Source organism: Pelotomaculum propionicicum (genome assembly GCF_048984525.1).
GTDB classification, from domain to species: domain Bacteria; phylum Bacillota; class Desulfotomaculia; order Desulfotomaculales; family Pelotomaculaceae; genus Syntrophopropionicum; species Syntrophopropionicum propionicicum_A.
Map to the genome: position 1 here is coordinate 24,691 of NZ_JBMGJC010000002.1, position 22,100 is coordinate 46,790.

General features: G+C 48.9%; 27 protein-coding genes. 23 read left to right on the plus strand and 4 right to left on the minus strand.

The genetic code is table 11. The annotated features are described in order from the left end of the window. Positions 1-8 precede the first annotated feature (8 nt). From ACOBQJ_RS02495 to ACOBQJ_RS02515, 5 genes are all read left to right on the plus strand, one after another. Complete coding sequence (locus tag ACOBQJ_RS02495; protein WP_421070146.1) at positions 9-707, plus strand: hypothetical protein; 699 nt, start codon at positions 9-11, stop codon at positions 705-707. Continuing rightward, a complete protein-coding gene (locus ACOBQJ_RS02500) occupies positions 700-906 on the plus strand; it encodes a hypothetical protein (protein ID WP_421070147.1) in 207 nt (68 codons plus the stop codon). The genes ACOBQJ_RS02495 and ACOBQJ_RS02500 overlap by 8 nt, the downstream gene beginning before the upstream one ends. A gap of 73 nt (positions 907-979) precedes the next feature. Then, positions 980-1,537, plus strand: coding sequence for a phage holin family protein (locus ACOBQJ_RS02505; RefSeq protein WP_421070148.1), 558 nt, complete (start codon positions 980-982; stop codon positions 1,535-1,537). Continuing rightward, on the plus strand, positions 1,530-2,270 hold the full coding sequence (locus tag ACOBQJ_RS02510) for an N-acetylmuramoyl-L-alanine amidase family protein (protein WP_421070149.1): 741 nt from the start codon (positions 1,530-1,532) through the stop codon (positions 2,268-2,270). The genes ACOBQJ_RS02505 and ACOBQJ_RS02510 overlap by 8 nt, the downstream gene beginning before the upstream one ends. After that, on the plus strand, positions 2,267-2,488 hold the full coding sequence (locus ACOBQJ_RS02515; RefSeq protein WP_421070150.1) for a hypothetical protein: 222 nt from the start codon (positions 2,267-2,269) through the stop codon (positions 2,486-2,488). The genes ACOBQJ_RS02510 and ACOBQJ_RS02515 overlap by 4 nt, the downstream gene beginning before the upstream one ends. A gap of 199 nt (positions 2,489-2,687) precedes the next feature. Here the strand turns inward: ACOBQJ_RS02515 and ACOBQJ_RS02520 are convergent, their stop codons facing one another. Next, entirely contained in the window at positions 2,688-3,266 is a 579-nt protein-coding gene (locus ACOBQJ_RS02520; RefSeq protein WP_421070151.1) for an NAD(P)H-dependent oxidoreductase, read from the minus strand. 171 nt (positions 3,267-3,437) lie between these two features. Here ACOBQJ_RS02520 and ACOBQJ_RS02525 point away from each other — a divergent pair, with 171 nt between their 5' ends. Further along, entirely contained in the window at positions 3,438-4,490 is a 1,053-nt protein-coding gene (locus ACOBQJ_RS02525) for a restriction endonuclease (protein ID WP_421070152.1), read from the plus strand. A 25-nt stretch (positions 4,491-4,515) separates the two neighbouring features. On the opposite strand, the gene ACOBQJ_RS02530 is transcribed toward ACOBQJ_RS02525, so the two are convergent. Then, a complete protein-coding gene (locus ACOBQJ_RS02530; protein ID WP_421070153.1) occupies positions 4,516-5,319 on the minus strand; it encodes a polysaccharide deacetylase family protein in 804 nt (267 codons plus the stop codon). 177 nt (positions 5,320-5,496) lie between these two features. On the opposite strand from ACOBQJ_RS02530, the gene ACOBQJ_RS02535 reads away from it, so the two are divergent. The 5 genes from ACOBQJ_RS02535 (at position 5,497) to ACOBQJ_RS02555 (ending at position 8,914) form a co-directional block, all read left to right on the plus strand. After that, the gene (locus ACOBQJ_RS02535; RefSeq protein ID WP_421070154.1) at positions 5,497-5,721 is read left to right on the plus strand and encodes a helix-turn-helix domain-containing protein; all 225 of its coding nucleotides are present in this window, start codon (positions 5,497-5,499) and stop codon (positions 5,719-5,721) included. Positions 5,722-6,269: 548 nt separating this feature from the next. Continuing rightward, positions 6,270-7,016 (plus strand): SIR2 family NAD-dependent protein deacylase, encoded by a 747-nt coding sequence (locus tag ACOBQJ_RS02540; RefSeq protein WP_421070155.1) that lies wholly within the window; start codon positions 6,270-6,272, stop codon positions 7,014-7,016. 140 nt (positions 7,017-7,156) lie between these two features. Beyond that, the gene (locus ACOBQJ_RS02545) at positions 7,157-7,825 is read left to right on the plus strand and encodes a rhomboid family intramembrane serine protease (RefSeq protein WP_421070156.1); all 669 of its coding nucleotides are present in this window, start codon (positions 7,157-7,159) and stop codon (positions 7,823-7,825) included. 62 nt (positions 7,826-7,887) lie between these two features. Continuing rightward, positions 7,888-8,055 carry a hypothetical protein gene (locus ACOBQJ_RS02550; protein WP_421070157.1) on the plus strand — a complete coding sequence of 56 codons (168 nt, stop codon included), beginning with the start codon at positions 7,888-7,890 and terminating at the stop codon, positions 8,053-8,055. 64 nt (positions 8,056-8,119) lie between these two features. Beyond that, a complete protein-coding gene (locus ACOBQJ_RS02555; protein WP_421070158.1) occupies positions 8,120-8,914 on the plus strand; it encodes an alpha/beta fold hydrolase in 795 nt (264 codons plus the stop codon). Positions 8,915-8,921: 7 nt separating this feature from the next. On the opposite strand, the gene ACOBQJ_RS02560 is transcribed toward ACOBQJ_RS02555, so the two are convergent. Then, complete coding sequence (locus tag ACOBQJ_RS02560) at positions 8,922-9,176, minus strand: DUF3243 domain-containing protein (RefSeq protein WP_421070159.1); 255 nt, start codon at positions 9,174-9,176, stop codon at positions 8,922-8,924. A gap of 224 nt (positions 9,177-9,400) precedes the next feature. Between ACOBQJ_RS02560 and tsaD the strand changes: the two genes are divergently transcribed. The 11 genes from tsaD (at position 9,401) to ACOBQJ_RS02615 (ending at position 20,092) form a co-directional block, all read left to right on the plus strand. Further along, complete coding sequence (gene tsaD / locus ACOBQJ_RS02565) at positions 9,401-10,450, plus strand: tRNA (adenosine(37)-N6)-threonylcarbamoyltransferase complex transferase subunit TsaD (RefSeq protein ID WP_421070160.1); 1,050 nt, start codon at positions 9,401-9,403, stop codon at positions 10,448-10,450. Between the two features lie 129 nt (positions 10,451-10,579). Beyond that, positions 10,580-11,953: a DUF512 domain-containing protein gene (locus ACOBQJ_RS02570; RefSeq protein WP_421070161.1), complete on the plus strand. Its 1,374-nt coding sequence runs from the start codon at positions 10,580-10,582 to the stop codon at positions 11,951-11,953. A gap of 130 nt (positions 11,954-12,083) precedes the next feature. Then, positions 12,084-12,515: an ACT domain-containing protein gene (locus tag ACOBQJ_RS02575; RefSeq protein WP_421070162.1), complete on the plus strand. Its 432-nt coding sequence runs from the start codon at positions 12,084-12,086 to the stop codon at positions 12,513-12,515. 47 nt (positions 12,516-12,562) lie between these two features. Continuing rightward, positions 12,563-12,850, plus strand: a complete 288-nt coding sequence (locus tag ACOBQJ_RS02580; RefSeq protein WP_421070163.1) for a MoaD/ThiS family protein — start codon at positions 12,563-12,565, stop codon at positions 12,848-12,850. Between the two features lie 298 nt (positions 12,851-13,148). Next, the gene (locus ACOBQJ_RS02585) at positions 13,149-13,742 is read left to right on the plus strand and encodes a 5-formyltetrahydrofolate cyclo-ligase (RefSeq protein ID WP_421070164.1); all 594 of its coding nucleotides are present in this window, start codon (positions 13,149-13,151) and stop codon (positions 13,740-13,742) included. 296 nt (positions 13,743-14,038) lie between these two features. Beyond that, entirely contained in the window at positions 14,039-15,187 is a 1,149-nt protein-coding gene (locus ACOBQJ_RS02590) for an iron-containing alcohol dehydrogenase (protein ID WP_421070165.1), read from the plus strand. Between the two features lie 32 nt (positions 15,188-15,219). Then, positions 15,220-16,884, plus strand: coding sequence for an ATP-binding protein (locus ACOBQJ_RS02595; RefSeq protein WP_421070166.1), 1,665 nt, complete (start codon positions 15,220-15,222; stop codon positions 16,882-16,884). 59 nt (positions 16,885-16,943) lie between these two features. After that, positions 16,944-18,491 carry a sigma-54-dependent transcriptional regulator gene (locus tag ACOBQJ_RS02600; RefSeq protein ID WP_421070167.1) on the plus strand — a complete coding sequence of 516 codons (1,548 nt, stop codon included), beginning with the start codon at positions 16,944-16,946 and terminating at the stop codon, positions 18,489-18,491. 26 nt (positions 18,492-18,517) lie between these two features. Then, complete coding sequence (locus tag ACOBQJ_RS02605; protein WP_421070168.1) at positions 18,518-18,820, plus strand: helix-turn-helix domain-containing protein; 303 nt, start codon at positions 18,518-18,520, stop codon at positions 18,818-18,820. A gap of 166 nt (positions 18,821-18,986) precedes the next feature. Further along, the gene (locus ACOBQJ_RS02610) at positions 18,987-19,325 is read left to right on the plus strand and encodes a PAS domain-containing protein (protein ID WP_421070169.1); all 339 of its coding nucleotides are present in this window, start codon (positions 18,987-18,989) and stop codon (positions 19,323-19,325) included. A 128-nt stretch (positions 19,326-19,453) separates the two neighbouring features. After that, positions 19,454-20,092: a hypothetical protein gene (locus tag ACOBQJ_RS02615; protein WP_421070170.1), complete on the plus strand. Its 639-nt coding sequence runs from the start codon at positions 19,454-19,456 to the stop codon at positions 20,090-20,092. Positions 20,093-20,153: 61 nt separating this feature from the next. On the opposite strand, the gene ACOBQJ_RS02620 is transcribed toward ACOBQJ_RS02615, so the two are convergent. Continuing rightward, positions 20,154-20,411 (minus strand): hypothetical protein, encoded by a 258-nt coding sequence (locus tag ACOBQJ_RS02620; RefSeq protein WP_421070171.1) that lies wholly within the window; start codon positions 20,409-20,411, stop codon positions 20,154-20,156. A 278-nt stretch (positions 20,412-20,689) separates the two neighbouring features. Here ACOBQJ_RS02620 and ACOBQJ_RS02625 point away from each other — a divergent pair, with 278 nt between their 5' ends. Then, positions 20,690-22,036: a DUF362 domain-containing protein gene (locus tag ACOBQJ_RS02625; RefSeq protein ID WP_421070172.1), complete on the plus strand. Its 1,347-nt coding sequence runs from the start codon at positions 20,690-20,692 to the stop codon at positions 22,034-22,036. Positions 22,037-22,100 lie beyond the last annotated feature (64 nt).

Consider the following 22,100-nt stretch of genomic DNA (forward strand, 5'->3'; position numbering starts at 1 on the left):
TGATCTAAATGGATAAAGCGGCAATAGCGGCACTCGCAAACGCAATCCAGATTTTGAACCTGATCGGTAAGAGCGGGGATCCGGCCGGGATAACCTCTTTATTTGCCTGGATGGCGAGGTTAGAACAATATGTCGATCAGGTAGAGGGTTATACCGATACCGTAGAGGGCCTCATTGGTACCGCAAACCCGGCAACCGGCGACTTAACGACAGTTTTTAAAGGATTAAAGCTGATCACGGATTATGTTGATACCCTGGAAACAAAACTAGGGTTGAACACCGACCCAGCTGGAACAAATACCGTTTTTGCCCGTTTAGCACAAATGGCAGGTTACACAGATACCCTGGAAACAAACCTGGCTGCCGGATTTATCAGAAGTATTCAACGTGGTACATCTGCCGGGGCCGGTAACGTAACCATTACGGCGGTTAATACGGCAAAAACAATGGTACTAAGCGCATCCAAAGGGAGCGCCGGTTATGTGGCAGCAAGGGGTAGTGTTTCACTTACCCCATCAGGAGGAAATATTCTTGGGTATGCAGAAGATGGTAGCGGTCAATCCTCGGGAGGTTTCCCTACTTATAGTGGCTCAATTACAGGTGGCTCTACTGACCTAACAGTCAAGGTTTATAGCGCAAAACTTCTTAATAGCACAACAATTTACTGTGATGGAGCATGTGAATGGCAGGTGATTGAGTATGTATAATTGGGCTTTAATTGATAAAGTAACTGGTCAAATTATAAACGCTGTCTCAACTATAAACGAAGGGGTTAAACCTTTACCTGAAAGCGAAAACCAGGAAGTACTTTCAGTGTCTCAGGCTGGTTTTTACGGGATTATAAATGGACAACTAAAATATTACAACTATAATACCGATCAACTGGAGCCCGACGCAACCAAGTAAGCTCATATATGGGCTAAAATGCGCAGTGAGGCTCCGGCTTTTAAAGGACTGATTATTCCTAGAGGTGATAATTGTGGAGTTAGATCGCCTGTTCCAGGTTAATTTCAAGCCCGTGTGGGCTTTTTTATTTGCTGTTTTTAATTATTTGATCTGTCCGAACGCGGCGTACCTTCCGGCCATTGCGGCGGTCTGGGTGGCTGTGATCCTTGACATTTTTACCCGGCTTTTTGCAAATTCACGCCGTTGCGGGGGGTTTTTGAAAGCAATCCGGGAACGGGTTATCTCCAGTGACACGCTTTGGAACAGGACTGTTGTCAAGGTAGTGGCATACCTGTGCCTGCAGATTCTGGCCGGGCTCTCCTTACGAGTCCTGCCGCTGGAACAAGTCAGTATAGCCGTGGCAACGGTTATCTACTCCTTCCTGTTTGTCAGGGAGGCCACCAGTGTGGTTGAGAACCTGGTTGAAGCCGGGGCAGATGATCTGAAACCCCTGCTTTGCTGGTTGAAAAGGAAAGAAACGGATTTAACAGAAGACCGGTTGGATGTAAAAAAACAGAACAGCCAATACGGAGGAAAAATAACCGGGACTATCCCTGAACAAGCTGACCAGGAGGTAAAAAAGGATGTTTAAGGTTGTAATTGATCCGGGACACGGCGGTGAAGATCCCGGCGCAGTTGGTCCCGGCGGGGTACAAGAGAAAAGCGTTAACCTCGCGGTTGCTAAACGAATTGCTAGCTTGCTATCCCCGGTGGCAGAGGTACGGTTGACAAGGACAGAGGAGGAAGCCCTGGGGACAGATGACCGGAGTGATCTATATGGCCGGGCGGCCCTGGCCAACGAATGGGTAGCTGATTGTTTCGTGAGCATACACTGCAACGGTGCAGCCGATCCGTCAGCACATGGCACGGAAACATACCATTATCCCGACAGCGGGCAGGGGAGAGAACTGGCACAGGCAATACACTCAAGATTGATCCCTGACCTTGGATTGACCGACCGGGGCGTAAAGCAAGCAAACTTTAAAGTCTTGAGGCAGACTGATTGTCCAGCCTGTTTGGTTGAACTGGCCTTTATCTCAAATCCGGAAGAGGAGAGGCTGCTGGAAAACCGGGACTTCCAGGAGACAGCGGCGCAGGCGGTGGCTGCCGGTATCGCCGATTTTCTTGGGGCGTGTCTACAACCGGCACCTGCGCCGGAGACCGTTGCTCCCACTAATCCGGAACTGGATGATTGGAAGTTGAAGATCGTGCGGGAAGCACGGGAAGCAGGGCTGATAAGCCAGGACCATGATCCGGATGAATCAGGTGCGGTATGGTTTGTCCTGGCCATAGCGTTAAATTTGTTAAAGGTGGTGAAAGGATGAGACCGTTTCTGGAGAGGTTGAAATCAAGGAAATTAATCATGGCCCTGGTTGCAGCAGGGGTCTCTTGTGTAAAAGCCTGCTACCCGGACTTTCCAGACAAGGCGTTGTACACTATTGTGGGGGCGCTCATGGGTTATGTGGCTGTTGAAGGTTTAGTGGATTCTGCCGCGCAGTTGGCCAAATGGGCTAAAGCAAAGTGCGATGCTACCGTTAAATAAATACACCTTAAGATAAAGCAGTTTAATATCATTCACAAAATGGCAAAATGTACTGAAATAGGAAAAGATATTTGGAACAAAACCACCTCCTTTTATTGGGGGTGGTTTTTTGCATTTATAATAGCTATACAGTCTTCTCGCCTTTCCCGGCTTTTTAATTAGATATATTTTAAATCCACCAATTAGCTCTTAAAAGAATCTAAATCTCTGCAATATATTCCTTAACATCTTCCAGCATCTTTCTTCGTGCTTCGTCATCCACATACGGCACGGCAAAAAAATTCTTATGGCGGGCGTCGGTTATTCCTACAAAGCCCAGGATCCCCTTGATCATGGTGGTTTCTATAGCGTCAAGCAGGCCGTCCTGGCCGGCTTTTTTTTCGTCGGCGCCTGATGTCGTTATGACAACCGCGCGTTTGTTTGCAAGCAAACCTGACGGGCCGTTTTCAGTCATATGATAGGCATAGCCAAAGCTGAACACTCTGTCGATCCACCCTTTTAATACGGCCGGATGCGAGAACCACCAGATGGGGTAGATAAAAACCAGGGTATCAGCCCAGGTTACATCAGCCTGCTCTTGCGCGGTGTCCTGGAGTGTTTTACCGGCTTGCATCTGCTCGAAGTCTGAACCCGAGAGGATGGGGTTCCATTTCATGGCATAGAGGTCTTTAACTTTTACGTGTGCATTCTTTTTGGCCAGTTCCCCCCTGACAGTTTCGAGTATGGCGTGGTTGAAGCTCATAGGGTTTGGATGGGTGTAAACGATAAGCACTTTCATACATGGTACCTCCTGTTTAGTGTCTGTTTTTATATTTGTATTTCTTCAGTTTTATATGCAAAAATTTAGTGCTTATCGTAAGTTCTCATAAACATCCAGCCTGACATAGTAAAATTTTCCTGTAAAATGGGCAAAATGGTTATATAGCTGTAAGGTTGCGGAGGGTTATTTATGAACAGATTTAGAGGTAACAAACTATTATCAATAAGAGGCCGGAATTTCCGGCCGAGTTTCGCGCGCTGGCGGGAGAGGCGGGATAAAGGCGCTGTCCTGCGTTATTTTTTCCAGAAGCCGAAAGAAGACGCCAGGACCTTGATCGGTAAAAGCGTTGATTATATCGGCGGGCTTTTGCTGGTCTGGCTGGCCGGTTTTCTATTGCTGTTGAACCTGACCGGCAAGCCCGCCGCTTCTTTGGCCATCTCGCTGCTGCTGCTGGCCGCGGATGCTGCGGTGTTGAAAAAAGTTTTAAGAAAAAGGGATAAGAGGCGGAAAATCCAGCAGGGTTTCTGGCTGGCCGGGCAGAGGTTTATGGACGATATACTCAGGCTGCCTATAAGAGAATTTAAGCCTTATATCAGGGATATGCTGAACAGCCTGCCCGGTTTTCAGGAGGTGACTCTAAGGGCTGACGGGAAGAAGCAGTACAAATGGGACGGGCTGATCGATATGAAGGGTATTTATAAAGGTGTCCCGCTGGGTGTGAAATGCTCGCGGCCGGATGGAGACAGAAAAATAAGTTCTGAAGAAGTCCGGTCTTTTGCCGGCGCCCTGCAGGGTGAAGGGCTAAAGAACGGGATCTATATAACCTCCGGAGACTTTGATGCCGGTGTCATCCAGGTCACCAGGGAGTCATTCCGGGGAGGCGCCAAAATAATGCTGGTAAACCGGTACGGGCTGGTTGATCTGGCCAGGCAGGCCGGCTGGGGAGTTTTCAGGGAGGACGTGGACTTGTCCGGAGTATCTCCCGCGTTGAAGAAAAGAAAACAAAATAGCCTTGATGTCTTTCTTGAATCAGCCTTTGGAAACAGAAAAAAAGCAAAAAGTTACTTTGTTTACGGGCTCCTGCTATACGGAGGTTATCTCATATTAAAAGATACGACCACGTTCAGCCTGGTCTACCTTTTATTCACTGTTATAAATCTTCTGTTGGGAGCGGGCAGCCTGCTGTTCGGAAAAACGCTTGACCAAACAGATCCCCTGGCCGGACTGGGACCCGAGAAGTAGCAATTAGCGGAGCGGGATGTTTGGCTTACCAGGCGGGAGGAGTGTGTTCATCAACGCCGGCGAAAGTATAGCCCCTGGACTTAAGAAAATCAATTATTTCCGGCAGCGCGGCCACATCGCTTTCGCGGCTTCTGATATAGTTTTCAACCGCCTCCCCCGGGTTTTCCAGGCCAAGGTAAATCTCAGTTCCGTCGTGCATCAGAATAATAGGCGCTTTCTCCATTTTTTCCATGTTGATGACGCCGTTTTTAACATTTGAAACGAGTTGTTCCTTGCCGATACCTTTTGGGTCCGAGTCCGCGCTGGAGACATTCCAGTCCAGCGTTTTATAACCGCTGCTGCAAATAAATTCATAAAAATCTTGATTAAGCCTGGAGGAGCCGCCGGGAGCCCTGTATATTTTAACCGCTTTGCCTCCAAACGCAGTTATTATTTTATCACACCTGTCCAGGTCAGACAGGAATGCTTCGGGACTTTCGTAAAGCTTTTTATAATCATGGCAGAAGGTATGGTTGACGACACTGTGACCCTCGTCCAATATCCGCTTGAAAACTTCAGGGTTCTTTTCAATATTGCTCCCGATTACTACAAATGTTGCTTTTACGCCGCTTTGTTTCAGGATGTCAAGGATCAGTTTTGTAAAGTATGAATTGGGTCCATCGTCAAAAGTCAGGTAAACCTTCTTGGCCGGATCAGGAACAATATCCTGGGCGCCCGCCACAACAACGGCCTCATGTCCGGCTGGCGCCAGAGGCTCGGTTGATGCTTTGGCGCAGCCGCTGATAAGAACAGCAGCCGCAATAATCAGAAGCGCGAATCTGTAAATCATGTCAAGCTCCCCTTAAGCGATGTTTGTATACCTTACGCATAACAAAGACATCTTTTTTAAAACAATAGATATGTTTCCTTGTTTTTTTGTGAAGTCCTGCCGGAATACGTCGGTTTTTCTGCCAAAGTACTGTAAATGTTTTTTTTGCATAAAATATTTGGGCGGGAGGTTTTTTAAATGTCTGTAAAAAACAGGATCAGGCACTGGAGACAGGAACTGGGTTATGAGGACTGTCTTCAATTTGCCGAATTAATAGGTTTTTCCGCCTGGATGGTGGAAAGGTGGGAAGAACAGAGAATTCAGCCAACGCTTGAGGCCCTCTGCCGGGTCAGAGAAAGACTGCTTCCTCACTGTCCCGGATTGAAACTGGAGGACCTGGTAGACTATATTCCCGAGGATTAAAAGGCCGGTTGTATCCGGCCTTTTGATATTGGAGACATACCTCGACATGCTTATGACAAAGGAGTGTTCCCCTGTGTAACACTTACTACCACAAGTATCGTCATAGAGCAAAGCCATATAATCGGGGACATAAATTGAGTCGTGGGTCGTGGGTCGTGAGTCGTGGGATTCATGTATTCCATTCGAGTCTTTAACCCTAAAGGTCTGTCATGCACTCTCACGTCTAATATCTCATATCTCACGTCTCATTTAGTGTGTCCCCGTTCCGCTGTCATAGTATGTTTTGTTACGATACAAGTCTGCTGAAATACGTGCTAAGAAACCGAACGCTTTGTTTTTTCCGACGTCCGACATCCGACGACTGACGACTGAATTGTGTCCCCATTCCGCTGTCATAGTATGTTTTGTTACGATACGAGTCTGCTGACATACGAGGTGTGTCTCCATTCCGATGTTGGGGACTTGTCTTTGCAGCCGGCTGCAATTATTATTATAAGCAGGTGGAGGCGCCGGTTATCGCTTTTTATTTGTATACAAGGAGTATGTGAATGCATTACAGCGAAAAGATTAACTGCCTGGCTGGCTTTATAAAAAAATCAGCACACACCTTAGCCCTGACCGGGGCGGGCATAAGCACCGAAAGCGGCATCCCGGATTTCCGCAGCCCCGGCACCGGTCTCTGGACAAAGTTCGACCCAATCAAGGTAGCAACCGTGTCCGCACTGAAGCGCGACCCTGCCGCTTTTTACGAAATTAACCTTGACCGCTGGACCCGTTATACCGGGGTTGAACCCAACGCCGCCCACTATGCCCTGGCCAGGCTGGAGAGTGAAGGCCTCCTGCAAGGCGTGATCACACAAAACATTGACGGCCTGCACCGCAAAGCGGGGTCAAAGCAGCTCTGGGAAGTGCACGGCCACCTGAGGACCTGCCACTGTATGGGTTGCAAGGAAAGCTACCCGTTGGATTTCCTTGTCAACCAGTTTAACGACGGGACGAACCCGCCCCGCTGCAAGAGATGCGGTGGTGTGCTGAGGCTTGACGTGGTGTTGTTCGAGGATCCGCTGGGGGAGGATTTTACGGGGGCTGTATACGCTATGAACAAATGCCGCCTGTTGATAGTGGTAGGCAGCAGCCTGCAGGTATACCCGGTGGCATCGCTCCCGGAAAGGGCAAGGCAGCTTGTTATTATTAACAAAGAACCCACCCCCTGGGATGACCGTGCGGATTTAGTGATCAATGATATGGCGGGGAGCGTCCTGACCGACGTCCTGGCCGCCCTGGAAAAGCTGTAAAATTGGCAATATTGACCTTCATTAAGCTGTTTTAAAAACGGGAAAGATAAAAAAGGTTTGACCGGACAGGGGAATTGGCAGATTATGAAGAATATAATTGATTAGATTCGCCGTGTTAAGGATACAGGAGGGGACACCGCGTGATACCTTTAAGAGACGATATTCCTTCCAGCACCTTCCCAGTTGTAAATTACCTTTTAATCGCAGCCAACCTGGCTGTCTTTGGCTTTGAGCTGTCATTGGGCAGGTCCCTGGACCAGTACATATATACGCACGCGGTTATCCCGGCCCAGGTGGTCAGTGTCGGTTTGACAGCGGACCAGTTCATAAGGATGACGGTAACCATGTTTTTCCACGGGGGCTGGCTGCATGTACTGAGCAATATGCTGTACCTCTGGATCTTCGGCGATAATGTGGAAGACCGCATGGGCCATTTTAAATACCTGGTATTTTACCTTATAGCCGGTTATGTCGCCACGTTTGCCCATATATTCTTCTACCCAACGTCAAATACTCCCCTGGTGGGCGCCAGCGGCGCTATTGCGGGAGTCCTGGGCGCATACCTGATTTTGTTCCCCCGGGCCAGGATACTGACACTGATTTTCATTTTTATAATCATCCAGGTTATACCCATACCCGCCATAGTGTTCCTGGGCATCTGGTTTGTACTCCAGCTGTTAAGCGGCACTGCCAGCTTGTCCGGCCAGGCGGCACAGAGCGTGGCTTTTTGGGCCCATGTGGGGGGGTTTGTGGCCGGTATGCTGCTGGTGAAATTATTTGTCACGAGGAAGGTAAATATTAGATACTGAGCTTAAAAAGGATCACCTTTTGCCTTGTCGAATCTTTTAATAAATAAGGCTGAGGTGATAATATGATCAAATTTATCTGCGACTGTGGCAACCAGGACCCGGTAGGATTTGACGTATACGTGTCTCAGAGCGACCTCTGCGATATCCTGACAGTTGTATGTAAATGCTGCGGGGATATCAGGGAAGAATTTGTAGCCTGCGACAGGGGCACAATTTCATTAATGAAGTAAGTTTAAAACTCCGCTTTATTCAAGCGGGGTTTTTTCTTTGGCAAATGCCCTGCCCCGGCATAAAATGTATAAATTTATTATTACCGGGGGTATGAGACTTGGGGTAATTTTATTTGTACATGGCATGGGGCACAGCGACGACAGGCATTACTGGAAGGAATGGGCGGCGCCGCTCAGGGGGGCCCTGGCCGGTGCCGGCCTGGACCTGCGGGAAGAACAGTTCGGCGGTGTGTATTATTACGACCTGGTTCCCGGCCCCAGGGAGGAAGGGGCCATATCTGAAGAACTGCTTTCTAAAAAAACTGCCTTAAGGGAGATGGCAATAAATGAAATCGGTTTATCGCGTTTTCCTTTTGCAGAAGGAGTAAAGGCGGTTAAAAAAATTGCGGACTCTGTGGTTGACAGCTTTGGCGATATTATAACCTATCTTTATCTGGATAAGACTCATTACGAGGTCAATAACCGCCTGTACGAAGCTGTTGTAGACAGCGGGGAACAGGTCCACCTGATCGGCTACAGCCTCGGGTCATTAGTTTGTTACTGTGCCTTAAAGCAGAATGAAGAAGCGGCTAAAAAGGTATCCCACCTGGTCATGCTGGGCAGCCCTGTGTTCTGGTTTAAACACGGGGTGTCGGAAAGGACGGGATTGGGCGCCAGGCCGGCAGTGGGCCGTTTTACCAACATAGCCGGCCTGATGGATATTGCTTTTCCCCAGATGGTCCCCAGGATCATTGACTGCCTGGATGAGCATATAGAGTTCGCCATTAACTTTGACCCGGTTAAAGGGCACAAGGAGTACTTCTCCAAAGGGGAAGCCCTCAATGTAATCGCAAAGGAAATAAAAAAAGGGTGGATTTGAGCCACCCTTATTTTCTGCCCGCCAGCCTGGTCATAAGGTTTGCCAGGACCTTTCTCTCATCAGTATTGGCCACTTCCCAGAGTTCTTTCACCGCTTTTTGTTCAGGGTTGGCAGGAGGTACTTTTTCCGCCAGCATATCTCCCAGCTGATGTGCCATGGAGTTTATCTGATCACTTGAAATACCCAGTTCCTGGGCGTATTCCACCGCCTGGCCCAGGGTCCTTTTCCAGCTATCCCAGTTTGTATTCAGCATATTCATCATTAATATCCCCCTCTATCATATTTTCAGGTAGTTTTCCCCGTCGGTGCCTGTTTATTCTTAACCTGGATATATTCTATCCCGAATAAGTTGCCCACGGTCCGGGCAAGCTGCCCGCTGACATAGTAATATCGGCGCTTTTTTGTGTTATAATACAGGGAAATGAATCAGCGCGGTGAATCTCCTTTTCCTTAAATTATATTATGCGTTAGCAGGTGGGCTAAATTATGTGTGTCACAATACTGGCACTGGAGACATCATGTGATGAAACATCGGCCGCTGTGGTGGTCGATGGTTCAAAAATACTTTCAAATATAATATCCTCACAGGTAGACGTCCACAAAAAGTTTGGCGGTGTGGTTCCCGAAGTGGCTTCCCGCAAACACCTGGAGCTGATTAACCACGTGGTGGAGGAGTCTCTGCTCGAGGCAGGGCTGGAGTTTGGGAACCTGGACGCCGTTGCCGTGACGTATGGCCCCGGGCTGGTGGGAGCGCTCCTGGTGGGGGTTTCCGCGGCGAAGGCCTTAGCCTACGGTTTGGACCTGCCCCTGGTGGGGGTAAACCACATTGAAGGCCATATCTATGCTAATTTCGCGGTGGAGCCCGGGCTGGAGTTTCCCCTGATATGCCTGGTGGTTTCCGGAGGCCATACCGACCTGGTTTATATGGAAAAACACGGCAGCTACAAGGTGCTGGGAAAAACCAGGGACGACGCGGCAGGCGAGGCATTTGACAAGGTTGCCCGCACCCTGGGCCTGGGCTACCCCGGCGGGCCCCTGGTCGAGCGCCTGGCTGGGGAGGGAGACCCGGAGTCAATAAAGCTGCCAAGGGCCTACCTAGAGAAGGGAAGCCTTGACTTCAGCTTCAGCGGGCTCAAGTCAGCGGTGATTAATTATTTGCACCGGGCTGAACAGAAACATGAAGAGGTAAACAGGGCTGACCTGGCGGCAGGTTTCCAAAAAGCTGTTTCTGACGTCCTGGTTGATAAAACCATTGAAGCGGCGCTTGAAACCGGGGTGTCCACTATCCTGCTGGCCGGCGGCGTGGCTGCGAATGGCAGGCTGAGGGCCGACCTGGCCGGGAAGGCCGGGGGAAAATCCATTAAAGTGAATGTACCCCCTCTAATACTTTGTACAGACAACGCCGCTATGATCGGCTGCGCCGCCTACCACAAGTTTTTGCGGGAGGCTTTCGCGCCGCTGACACTTAACGCTGTGCCGGACTTGAAGCTGGGGGAAGAAAGATATGAGGGCAATTTCAGGCGTATAGTCTTTTAGAGCCTCGTAGTAACGAAAAAAATGGTTATTATTATACTTAAGTACCAGAAACAGGGGTTCTGTGGATGGTTTTACCTGTGGATAATGTGTATAAGCTTGTTAATAACTTAAAAAACAAGGGGTTTTCCTGTGGGTGAAATAGAAGGGCGGAAAACTTCCGCCTACATAGAAACTTTTATTATGAGCGGGGCGGCTGAAGCAAACATCCTGCCGATAACATCACAGTGCAATATCAGCTGTGTCTTCTGTTCCCACCGGCAGAACCCTCCGGGAGTAATGGTCTCCAGGATCAAGCCCTGCACCCTGGAAGAAGTCAGTGAAGCGCTCCCCTTCATCGATCCGGCAAGGCCGGTAGTCATAGGTGAGTCAGCGTCGCGGATTATTGAGGGAGAACCGTTGACTCATCCAGCCATCAGGGAGATTTTAAGCCTTATCCGCCATAGCTTTCCCCGCACACCGATCCAGATCACCACCAACGGCAGCCTGCTTGATGAAAGGACCGTTGAATTTTTAAGCAGGCTGGGAGATGTGGTGGTTTACCTTTCCCTAAACAGCGCAAATTACAGGGGCCGGACGCTTTTAACCGGAGATGTTAATGCCCGCCAATCTATAACCAGCGCAGTCCTTCTCAAAAGATACGGTGTGACCTATAATGGCAGTATGGTGGCTATGCCCCACCTGGTAGGATGGGCGGATTTGGAAGATACAGTGATGTACCTTTGCGAACAGGGAGCACAGACCATTCGTTTGTTTTTGCCGGGTTATACCAGGCTGGCGGAACAAGCACTGCGTTTCGGGCAATCGTTCAGGGAAGAAATCGATCGTTTTATAACGCAGCTGCGGAAAAAAGCAGAAGTGCCTCTAACCGCCGAACCACCGCTGATAAGGAACCTGGAAGCGGTTACGGCCGGCGTGATCGCCGGCTCCCCGGCCGCCCTGGCGGGGATCCGGGCGGGGGATATAATCCAGACTGTAAACGGGCTGCCGGCCCTGACCAGGGTCAATGCCTTCAGGTCGGTATTAAAATCCGGCAATCCTGAAATATCCGTCAGCAGAAAAAAAGAAACCCACACACTTGTATTAAAGAAAAAACCGGGCGAGAGGTCCGGTTTGGTAATGGATTACGATATTGACCCAGTATTGATTGAAGATATCGGCAGGCTGACCAGGAGACACGGTGTGCGGGAAGCGTTGGCGCTGACCTCCGAACTGGCGTCAACTGTGATCAGGTTGGGGTTAAAGCGGTTTTTAAAGGACGAGGCGCATGTTAAAACGCAGCCGGTTGAAAATCACTTTTTCGGCGGCTCGATTGGCGCCGCAGGCCTGCTCACGGTAAGTGATTTTAAACGTGCACTGGAAGTTTATCTTAATCAAGAATCAGATAAAAAGCCAGCTATGGTCCTGCTCCCCGGCCTTGCTTTTGACCGCCGCGGCAGAGATCTGACCGGACGCTCCTATTCTGATTTGGCCGCCGTTTTCGATATTAAATTTGAAGTTTTATAATGTATTTTACTTCACCACTGATGTGCTTGCAGGGAACTTAACTTGACCGTTGAATACTAACAATATTTAGAAGTTGAACATAAACCGGAATTTAATTTTACCAGTAAATAAATAAAAAGGAGGTTTATTTATGAAGGTCAAACAGATTTCAGTTTTTCTTGAAAACAAGTCAGGACGCCTGGCCCAGGTGACTGCGACGCTGGGAAAAAACGGCATTAACATCCGCGCCTTGTCTATAGCGGACACTACTGATTTTGGCATTTTAAGGTTGATTGTCAATGAACCTGATAAGGCTTACCGGGTTTTGAAGGAAGCCGGCTTCACTGTTGGCTTTACAGATGTAATCGCGGTGGAAGTGACTGATGAGCCCGGCGGATTAGCCCAGGTTCTCCAATTGCTCGACCGGGCCGGAATTAATATTGAGTACCTTTACGCGTTTGTCCAGAAGACTACCAGCGCCGCCCTGGTTGTGTTCCGGGTGGAACAGCTGGACGAGGCGGTTAAGGTGCTCCTGGAGAACGGCACCCGTGTCATGAGCGGGGAGGATGTATACAAGCTCTAAGGAATATTTTGCCGTTATTTGCTTAAAACCTTTTAGGAGAAAGCCATATGGGAACTGTGGAAGTAAGAGGGTTTGGCGACTTAAGAAATATCTTTGAAGAAAGAGGCTGGCCTTTTCCTCTTTCTGTTACCCTTGAGGACACAACGACTGCAGGGGCGCTTGCGAAAAAGCTGGACATCCCGCTCCATAATATTGAAGTGGCTTTTGTAAACGGGCTGGCCCAGGGGCTTGATTATCCGGTAAAGCCCGGCGACAGGCTCGCTTTTGTCCCACCTGGCACGCCGGGTCCCTACCGCGTGTTCCTGGGATTTATACAGAAAAATAAAAGTGATTAAATCAGCGCGGGGCGGCCTTTTGAAGCCGCCCCTTCTTAACCTGAGAGCGGCTAATACGGGAAAACAATTTTCACATGATTTACAAGATTAATTTGATTAACAAGATTAATTAAATTTAAAAAAATAGGTGTTTTATTAAATCCAGAGTTTAAAAGACCGGTTAAAAATATGAGTTTACAAGCAGATTACTGAATTTGAATTCACTTAATAAATATTTAATCTTGTAAATCTTAAAAATCCTGTAAATCTTGTGATAAGTTTTAATATTTTAACTAAGCGGGGCCGGAGGAGTTTTCTGTTGGGAAATGAAGCGATGAAAAAGCGGATAAGAAATGATGTAATTAAAAAAAGAAACGCGCTTTCGCCCCTTCAGGTGGCTGAAAAGAGCGCGTTGATTATAGACAGGCTTCTGGCGCTGGATGAATACCGCAACGCGCGCAGGATCATGGTTTACCTGGACTGCCGCAACGAGGTGCGGACAGGGGAGCTGGTGGCGAGGGCGATGGCGGACGGTAAAAGTGTGTCTGTGCCGGTTACCGATATATCTAATATTATATTGACACCGTCATTAGTTATAGATTTTCCGGGTGACCTGCATACCGGTCCCTGGGGCATTCCCGAGCCGAAGCCTCAGTCTGTGCGGCCGCTGGATCCCGCGGCGCTGGACATGGTCATCACGCCGGGGGTGGCCTTTGATTTGTCCGGCTGCCGTATCGGTTATGGTTACGGCTACTATGACCGCTTTTTGCGCCGCACTGGAGAGGGAACATTATACATCGGCCTGGCTTATGATTTTCAGGTGCTGCCCGAGATTGTCCCGGGACCGCACGATGTTCCCGTGCACATGATTTTAACAGAAGACCGCTTAATCAGGTTAAATCGTTCTCATTAATCAATACTCAATGTGGACCCACCTTATTCTCCGAATTAATTTATAAATCAACTTTACTATAAGTGTTCCAATGCAGGACACTTATCTTTTTTAGGCGCTCCACTTAAGAACGGTTAAAGCCGTTCTTAAGTTCTTTATGGTTAATGCAATGGCTGCAAGGCAAGTATTGCCACCGTTTTAACAGCGAAAAAGGTTTGACTGGGACGTCCTGATATGGAACAATAATTGCATGTGGTACATCGTAGAGAAAAAATTTTACCGCTGCAGGCGGATATGTATTGTGAGAGGTAGATAGGATGAACATAATCAAATATGTAACGCCCGAGATTATTTTCGGTTGCGGCGCCCTGGCCCAGGTGGGAGACAGCATGTTGCGGCTGGGGGCGCGCAAGGTTTTCGTGGTCAGCGACGAAGGTGTCATTAATTCCGGATGGGTGGAAAAAGCGCTTTCTTATCTTAAGCTGGCCGGACTCGAATACGAGGTCTACAGCAACATCACCAGTAACCCCAAAGATATTGAGCTGGTTGAAGGCGCAAAGCAATACCGGGAAGCCGAATGCGACGGCATTCTGGCTGTTGGCGGCGGCAGCCCTACAGACGTAGCCAAGGCAATCGCCATACTGGCCACAAACGGAGGCTCAATTCAAGATTATGAAGGAATAAACAAGGTAACCCATCCCCTTCCCCCCATGGTGGTAGCGGCTTCTACAGCCGGGGCCGGTTCTGAGGTGACTCAGTTTGCCATTATAGTCGACCGGCAAAGAAATCTTAAAATGACCATCATATCAAAGTCTCTGGTACCCGATATCGCCATTGTTGATCCCGAACTGCTGACTACAAAAAGCGCCAAGCTAACAGCGGCCACAGGTATAGACGCCCTCAGCCACGCGGTGGAGTCCTTTGTCTCTTTAGCTGCGACTCCCATCACCGAAGTGCACGCTATTAACGCGATTAACCTGATCACAAGAAACCTGAGGGAGTCCGTGGCCAGCAGAACAAATTTGAAGGCTAAAAGGAACATGGCCATGGCCAGCCTGCAGGCCGGCATGTCATTTTCAAACGCCATCCTGGGCGCTACTCACGCGATGGTCCACCAGGTTGACGGTCTTCTGGACAAGCACCACGGCGAATCAAATGCCTGTGTCCTGCCGAACGTCATGGAGTTTAATATAATGTCCTGTCCCGCCAAGTTCAAGCGAATTGCCGAAGCGCTGGGCGAGGATGTTACAGGAATGAGCAACTGGGTGGCTGCCGAAGTGGCGGTTAAGGCCGTTCGTCGTCTCATTTTGGACACTGGCCTCGGGCAAGGGCTGGCTAAAGTGGGGATGAAGGAGTGTTACCTGCCCATATTGAGCAGGAACGCGCTCAAAGACGCCTGCCTGATCACCAACCCCAGGGATGCTGATGAGAATGACATTCTGGATATATTCAGGAGATCTATGTAAACTCAGGCAAGATACTTCTTTTGGAGGTAAAAATGTTCAACGAAAGAATTAAACTAATTGAAAACCTGACAGGCGTACACTCATCAAAGCTTAATTATTACGTTGAGTTAAAAAAAAGAAACGAGAAAATAATCAAGCAGAATAACCGTCTTGAGATAATCAATCAATTAGTGCGCGACATTAATATTGACATGACTGTAAAGGATATTATCAAGAGGGTATACTCTAAATTGCCGCTGGCTATACCTTGTGATTTTTTGGGACTGGCCCTGACCCGTAACGATGAACTCTATATGAAAGCGATTTTGCCTGCAGAACTAAAAGGCAACAGCCGTATACCCAGGAATTCCTTCCTGTGGAATTGTTTTAAGGACGGGAAGGCTAGTATTTTTGATAACGTTAATCAAAACGATGTATTTTATAACGGCGAATCGGAACCGGCAGGCAGGGATATTTCTCTGGCAGTGGCGCCCCTTTTTATCAAGGGAACAGCACAGGGAATATTGTTGGTGGGGAGCTGCTTGAGATCGGCATATACCATGTCCGAGTTGAACTTTGTTCAACAGCTCTCAGATCAGCTGGCTATCTGTATTCTTAACACTATGTTATATAAGCAGGTTACCCGGGCTAAAAGCGAATGGGAAACCACATTTAACGCCGTAACTGAACCGATAGTACTGATTGACAGATGTTTTAACATTCTCAGAAGCAATAACCGTTTTCCAACTGATATGGACATTGACGAAGAGGATGAAAAAAACATGAAGTGCTATAAAAGAATATGGGGGCGGGATAAAAAGTGCGATGACTGCATGATGGACGAGACCATAAGGACTGAGAAGCCCGCCTATAAGAGGGTCCAGACAGACACGGGAAAAATTTTCGATATATTTTATTATCCCGTGTTTAATGAACAAAACCAGATCGCGGGGATAATTCACCATGTCAAGGACGTTACCTTAAAGACTAAAATGGAAGTCCAGTTGATGCAATCGGCCAAACTTGCTGCAATCGGAGAAATGGCGGCCGGTGTTGCCCATGAGCTGAACAACCCCATGACTGTTATCATTGGCACCGCACAGCTGATGCAGAGGGAAATAGGCCAGGGTGACCCCAAGAGCGATTTTTTAAATGACATTATTAATTGCGGCCTGCGCTGTAAAAAAATAGTCCAAAACCTCCTGACCTTTTCCAGGCAGGACGAGTACCCGTTTGCCCCTACCGACCTTAATGTGGAAATCGAGCGTGTATTAAGCCTGATCAGTTACCAGATTAACAAAACTGAGATTAAGATTGTGCAAAACCTGTTTCCTGACCTGCCCAAAATCAACGCTAACGGCCACCAGATTCAACAGGTGCTGATAAATTTCCTGCTGAACGCCCGTGACGCGCTGGAAGGCCTGGACCGGGAAAAGATTATCGAAGTTAGCACGTCGGTAAGGGAAGCAGATTGCGGGAAAAAGTGGCTGCTGCTTACCGTTAAAGACAACGGCATAGGAATTGAGCAAGATAATCTCTCCAAAATTTTTAATCCTTTTTACACCAGCAAGAGCGCCATTAAGGGTACGGGCCTTGGTCTTTCTGTAAGCCTGGGGATCGCTGAAGCACATGAAGGTACTATAGAGGTAGACAGCGTTTTGGGCGAAGGCAGTTCTTTCTCCCTGGTGCTGCCGGTGGATGCTGATAACTGTCTGTAAATCCAGGCAGCCGCTTTATCGTGTAATATTGTTTTTATCTTATTCTTGGAGGTGGTACTTTGCCCGAAACAAAAGTATTAATTATAGACGACGAGGTTGAGGTGGGTACCTTTTTCCGACGCCTCCTGCAAAAGAAAGATTACGACCTTACAGTTGTATTAAATAGTGCCGAAGCGAACAAGGCGATCCAGGAAACCAGGTTCAATGTAGCCATGGTCGACCTGAAACTGCCTGATGCCGACGGACTGTGCCTTCTCCAGCAGATAAAGAAGCTTCAGCCGGGCTGTGAAGTGATCATCATGACTGGTTATAGTACAACCAGGACCGCTGTCAAAGCAATACAACTCGGCGCCTTTGACTACATTGAAAAACCTTTCGACGATATTGAAATGGTGGAGAATTTAATCCAGAAGGCGGCGGAATACGGGCAGCGAAGCCCTGAAGAGTGGCCGGTGAGCACGGAATGGTCCGCTATCACCGACAAAATTGGCTTCCAGGTTGGTACGTCCCAGGTTATGCAGAAGCTGGTTTCAATAGCCTATAAAATCGCCAAAAAGAATATAAACGTTTTAATCCAGGGGGAGACCGGAACAGGCAAAGAGGTCCTGGCGAGTTTCATTCATGCTGCCAGCAACCGGGCAGACCAGATCTTTATTCCGGTGAACTGCGGCGCGCTGCCTGAAAACCTCCTGGAAAGCGAATTATTCGGGCACGAAAAAGGCTCCTTTACCGGCGCGGGAAACCTGCGCAAGGGTATTTTTGAGCTGGCCAACCGGGGCACGCTATTTCTGGACGAGGTCGGCGAGTCCAGCCTGGCCATCCAGGTAAAACTCCTGCGGGTACTTGAGACCGGTGAATTTTTGCGCGTAGGCGGCGAGAAGCCGGTTAAAACTGACGTGCGTGTTATCGCCGCGACCAATACGGACTTAGAGCAATCAATGAGAGATAAGACATTTCGGGAGGACCTGTTCTACCGCCTGGACGTGGTGAGGTTGGAGCTGCCGCCGCTGAGGGAGCGCCGTGAAGACATCCCGGTCCTGGTTGAGTACTTCGTCAAAAAGGCCAACCCGGAGTTGTTAATATCTATCGACACCATGCGCATGCTATGCAATTACCACTGGCCGGGCAACATCAGGGAGCTGGCCAACACCATCAGCCAGGCGGTCGCTCTCTGTGACGATAAAATCATCCTGCCCGAGCACTTGAGCGGAAAACTGCGCTCAGCTGTTATTGAAACACCCGCCTTGCCCGGGGAAATGTCCGGAACGGAGGACAACCGGAGCTTTCAGGCAGCGCTGCCGCAGTCGCTGGAAGAATTGCTGGAAAAGTATCTGGCCGAAAACTTGCTTGATTCAATTGAGCAGGGCGAACTGGCAAATCTTGCGGAACTCCTGCGCAAACTGGAAAACAATCTGGCCGCCACCATGAGAAAGAGGGGTATTGCCGCACTGCCGCCTCAATCCATCGAAAAGATCGAAGCGGAAGCGATCCGGGCTGCCCATAATTTTTACCAGGGTAACATAACAATGGCCGCCAAGGCGCTTGGTATCGGCCGCAACACCCTGTACCGCAAAATGAAGGAATACAAAATAAATATGGAAAATTAGCGGTCTTTAAAGAGGAGGTCTAGTCATTGCAAAATACAGGTTTTGGAGTGCTTTCCCCGCAGCGGGCCACAGCAATATTGGGCCTGATCAAGCAGCAGGGGGGCATGCTCTGCACCGGCAGCTGCCACCACCAAAAAAAAGAGCACCTGCACTGCCGCCAAATAGGAAAAATCTTAAATATGAGCTATTCGACGGTCTGGGACTATATAACTCTTTTTTTGAATGAAGGTATTGTTGAGCGTAAAAGGATCGACAACGGGCCGGTTAATTTCGAGATTACCTTAAAGGGCGAGGAATTGCTGCGCCAGGCAGACAGCCGCTGCGGCTAAGCCCCGCGAACGGACATACGTTAATGAGATGTTGGCATATATTATTTTCACATCCACCCTTGCGCAAAACGCCGGGTGGATTTTTATTGGTGACAAGGCAGGTATTAATCTTGCATTAATAAGAGTTGCCTAAATATTTAAAAAACAAATAAAGGAGGTTGACTTAATGGACGTTAAAAGTATTCTCGACAACCTGGAAGCAGCGGCGGTGGCCTCGGATGCACAATTCAATATAGTCTATATAAACAAGCAGGGAGAGAAAGCCTTTAAAGAGCTGTTAAACCAGGAAAATATCGTGGGCAGGAACATGGCCGAATGCCACCAGCCGGAGACGATGAAAAAGCTGAAAGAGCTGTACCAGGAATTCCGTGACAGGAAAAAGGTTATCAGCCACTACACCATGGACACCCCGGGCGGCAAGCTCACTCTCCTGCAGGTCCCCTACTTTGACGGGGATGAATTAGCCGGTGTGGTAGAGTTTATCTTCGAAGGTTCCCTGGCTTAGGTATCTTAACAACGAAAAAAGCACGCAACTGGCCAGCCAGTTGCGTTTCACTAATGATGACAATGAATAATAATCTAACAGGGGGTGAAAAGCCTGGCTTCCAGGAAGTGGCGGAGTCAGGTTAACAGGTGGATCAGAGAAAACCAACCGAAGCTGTGCTCAAACAAACCAACGGCACTTTTGCTGTAATCCCGGCGACACCGGCCGGTGTGGTTACAGGCGACCAGTTGGCCAAAATTGCTGAACTGGTCCGTGACGGCGCCGGTATAGCCAAGTTTACCACAGGGCAGCGTATCGTTATTCTGACCACGAGCGATAAAGTACAGTCAGTGAAGGACGGCCTGAAAGAAGTCGGGCTTGAAGTCGGACCTGTCGGATCCACAATAAGAAACATTAAAGGGTGTGCCGGAAGGTTGTGCAAGTACCATTGCCAGGATGCGCTGGGTGACGCGATGGAGTTGGATAAACTTGTTGCCGGCCGGGTCATGCCTGCCCCTCTGAAAGTTTCTTTGAGCGGCTGCCGGAAGAACTGCCTGGAGGCCAAGAGCAATGATATAGGCTTTATTGGCCTGCCTAACGGCTACCAGGTCTATGTCGGCGGAAAAGGCGGGCGCCAGATGCTGGGCCAGATGGTCCGTGAGAACGTCAAGTCGGAAGACCTCCCCGCGGTACTCGAAGAAATTCTGGCCAAATATCTCGAAGTGGCCAGGACAAGGGAGCGGGTATCCAGGGTCGTGGAAATGCACGGGCTGGACAGATTTAAATAAAAAACGGCAAATTTTTTTAAAGATTTTTGACCGCTGACAGCATATTGGCACGCCTATTGCATTATTTAAGCTCGAAAGACATTTTGAAAATAAAAAAATTAAAATATATTCCTTTAAGAAACCCTTGCACTCTCTCCTTTCCATAACCAGCAACAACAACAGCTGGTTTTTTTTTTGGCAATATACAGCCCGGATAACTGCAGCCTGCCAGGTTGCAGGGGTGTGGCAGTAGGCTTTCCCTGGATAAAAATGCTGTTAAGACAGACAAATGGATAATTCCGGCCAGGATTTCTAAATTAGCACAGCAGGAGATTTCCATTTTGGAACGGTTGTTCCAAAATAGGATGGTGTGCGCGGGGAAGGAAAAATCGGCAGTCAGCAAATTTAAAATTTTCAGCCATTTTTCTAGGGCTGGCTTTGATTAATCGCAAAATCAGCTTAATGGCATTAAAATTGCTAATTAACAAAATTGACTGTCTTTTTGTCCGATTTTGTAATGTAAGCTATAACCATTTTGAATTCCTTATGGGGGGTGAGCGTAAACAGAACGGGTAAAAAGGCTACCACAATCTTTTCAAAAAATTTGGAGGTGTAAAAATGGCAAAAAGTAAGGTTTATTTTGCAGCTAACGGCGCAACTAACTGGGCTGAAGCGAAAGCTGTAAAGGCAAAGGTATTATTCTACATGGCTGGTCTGGACAAGTGCATCAAGCCGGGCGACAGTGTAGCCATCAAGATCCACAACGGTGAGTGGAACCGCAGCGCATGCCTGCGGCCGGAAGATGTGGCCACTATAGTAGAAGAAGTTAAAAAGTGCGGTGGCAAGCCGTTTGTAACAGACACTACCACACTTACCTACCACCTGTTCAACTCCCGTTATGACGAGATCCACGCCCTGAGGGGTTCATACAGGCACGGTTTCGCCCCGAACTCCATGCAATGCCCCGTTGTTATCGCTGACGGCTGGATCGGACATGACGACGTACGTGTTGACATTCCGGACGGCAACATCCTGAAAGAGACTTACATCGGCCGGGCTCTGGCAGGCGCGGATGTGCTGATTAACCTGGCGCACGCTAAAGGCCACCCGATCACCTCATTCGGCGGCTGCCTGAAGAACATCGGTATCGGCGCCCAGTCCAAGCGGGGCAAATATGTTACCCACCTGTCCATGTGGGGTGATCCCTCCGACGCTATCGGTTATCCGCTGGTTAACGGCCAAAACTGCGGCGGCAAAAGCTGCAAGTGGGCAAAATTCTGTGAACAGGGCTGCCCGGAAGGCGCCATCACAATTACTGACGACGGCATCGATTTCAACTACGAAAAATGCCGCCTCTGCTACAGCTGCCAGGTCACCTGCATGTTCACCGGCGAGAGCACCATCGGCTTCAGGGACGACTACTTCCCGTATGCCCAGATTGCTATGTCTGACGCCGCCAAGGGCTGCCTGAACCTGTTCGATCCTGATAAAGTAGGCTACATGGCCTATATCCAGGACGTAAGCCCTGAGTGTGACTGCTTCCCGTGGGCGGGCATTCCCATCGTTCCCGATGTCGGTATCGTAGCCGGTAAAGATATTGTTGCGATGGATGCCGCTATCCTCGACCTGATTGACAAGGCTCCGAACTATCCCGGCTCCCGCGCCGATGCACTCGGCCTGAAGCCTGGCGACAACAAGTTCTTGGCCGTTAACCTTGCTGATCCCCGCATCGCGGTCCGCGCGGCACAGAAGATCAACATGGGCACAATGGACTATGAACTCGAGACCTACGAAGCCATCCTCACACCTGAAAACATGAATTACGGCCAAATTGAAGACGAGCCGACCACGCTGCTTCTGAGAAAACAATACGAAAAAGTCGGACACGTTACCAAGGGCCAGGGTGTCGAGCCGTTCAAGCGCGCCAAGTTTGTGGAAGGCGCCTGGAAGCAATTCGCAAAATAAGAACCGGGTCTTTTGCAGGAAAATAAAGAAGCCATTAGTCCAAGTTTAACTTGGACTAATGGCA

Coding starts and splice junctions, on each gene's coding strand:
- ACOBQJ_RS02510 (WP_421070149.1), top strand. CDS start 1,530: ATGTTTAAGGTTGTAATTGATCCGGGACACGGCGGTGAAGATCCCGGC.
- ACOBQJ_RS02495 (WP_421070146.1), top strand. CDS start 9: ATGGATAAAGCGGCAATAGCGGCACTCGCAAACGCAATCCAGATTTTG.
- ACOBQJ_RS02550 (WP_421070157.1), top strand. CDS start 7,888: ATGATCAAATTTATCTGCGACTGTGGCAACCAGGACCCGGTAGGATTT.
- ACOBQJ_RS02525 (WP_421070152.1), top strand. CDS start 3,438: ATGAACAGATTTAGAGGTAACAAACTATTATCAATAAGAGGCCGGAAT.
- ACOBQJ_RS02555 (WP_421070158.1), top strand. CDS start 8,120: ATGTATAAATTTATTATTACCGGGGGTATGAGACTTGGGGTAATTTTA.
- ACOBQJ_RS02540 (WP_421070155.1), top strand. CDS start 6,270: ATGCATTACAGCGAAAAGATTAACTGCCTGGCTGGCTTTATAAAAAAA.
- ACOBQJ_RS02515 (WP_421070150.1), top strand. CDS start 2,267: ATGAGACCGTTTCTGGAGAGGTTGAAATCAAGGAAATTAATCATGGCC.
- ACOBQJ_RS02580 (WP_421070163.1), top strand. CDS start 12,563: ATGGGAACTGTGGAAGTAAGAGGGTTTGGCGACTTAAGAAATATCTTT.
- ACOBQJ_RS02590 (WP_421070165.1), top strand. CDS start 14,039: ATGAACATAATCAAATATGTAACGCCCGAGATTATTTTCGGTTGCGGC.
- ACOBQJ_RS02560 (WP_421070159.1), bottom strand. CDS start 9,176: ATGATGAATATGCTGAATACAAACTGGGATAGCTGGAAAAGGACCCTG.
- ACOBQJ_RS02500 (WP_421070147.1), top strand. CDS start 700: ATGTATAATTGGGCTTTAATTGATAAAGTAACTGGTCAAATTATAAAC.
- tsaD (WP_421070160.1), top strand. CDS start 9,401: ATGTGTGTCACAATACTGGCACTGGAGACATCATGTGATGAAACATCG.
- ACOBQJ_RS02535 (WP_421070154.1), top strand. CDS start 5,497: ATGTCTGTAAAAAACAGGATCAGGCACTGGAGACAGGAACTGGGTTAT.
- ACOBQJ_RS02595 (WP_421070166.1), top strand. CDS start 15,220: ATGTTCAACGAAAGAATTAAACTAATTGAAAACCTGACAGGCGTACAC.
- ACOBQJ_RS02520 (WP_421070151.1), bottom strand. CDS start 3,266: ATGAAAGTGCTTATCGTTTACACCCATCCAAACCCTATGAGCTTCAAC.
- ACOBQJ_RS02530 (WP_421070153.1), bottom strand. CDS start 5,319: ATGATTTACAGATTCGCGCTTCTGATTATTGCGGCTGCTGTTCTTATC.
- ACOBQJ_RS02610 (WP_421070169.1), top strand. CDS start 18,987: ATGGACGTTAAAAGTATTCTCGACAACCTGGAAGCAGCGGCGGTGGCC.
- ACOBQJ_RS02625 (WP_421070172.1), top strand. CDS start 20,690: ATGGCAAAAAGTAAGGTTTATTTTGCAGCTAACGGCGCAACTAACTGG.
- ACOBQJ_RS02575 (WP_421070162.1), top strand. CDS start 12,084: ATGAAGGTCAAACAGATTTCAGTTTTTCTTGAAAACAAGTCAGGACGC.
- ACOBQJ_RS02620 (WP_421070171.1), bottom strand. CDS start 20,411: ATGGAAATCTCCTGCTGTGCTAATTTAGAAATCCTGGCCGGAATTATC.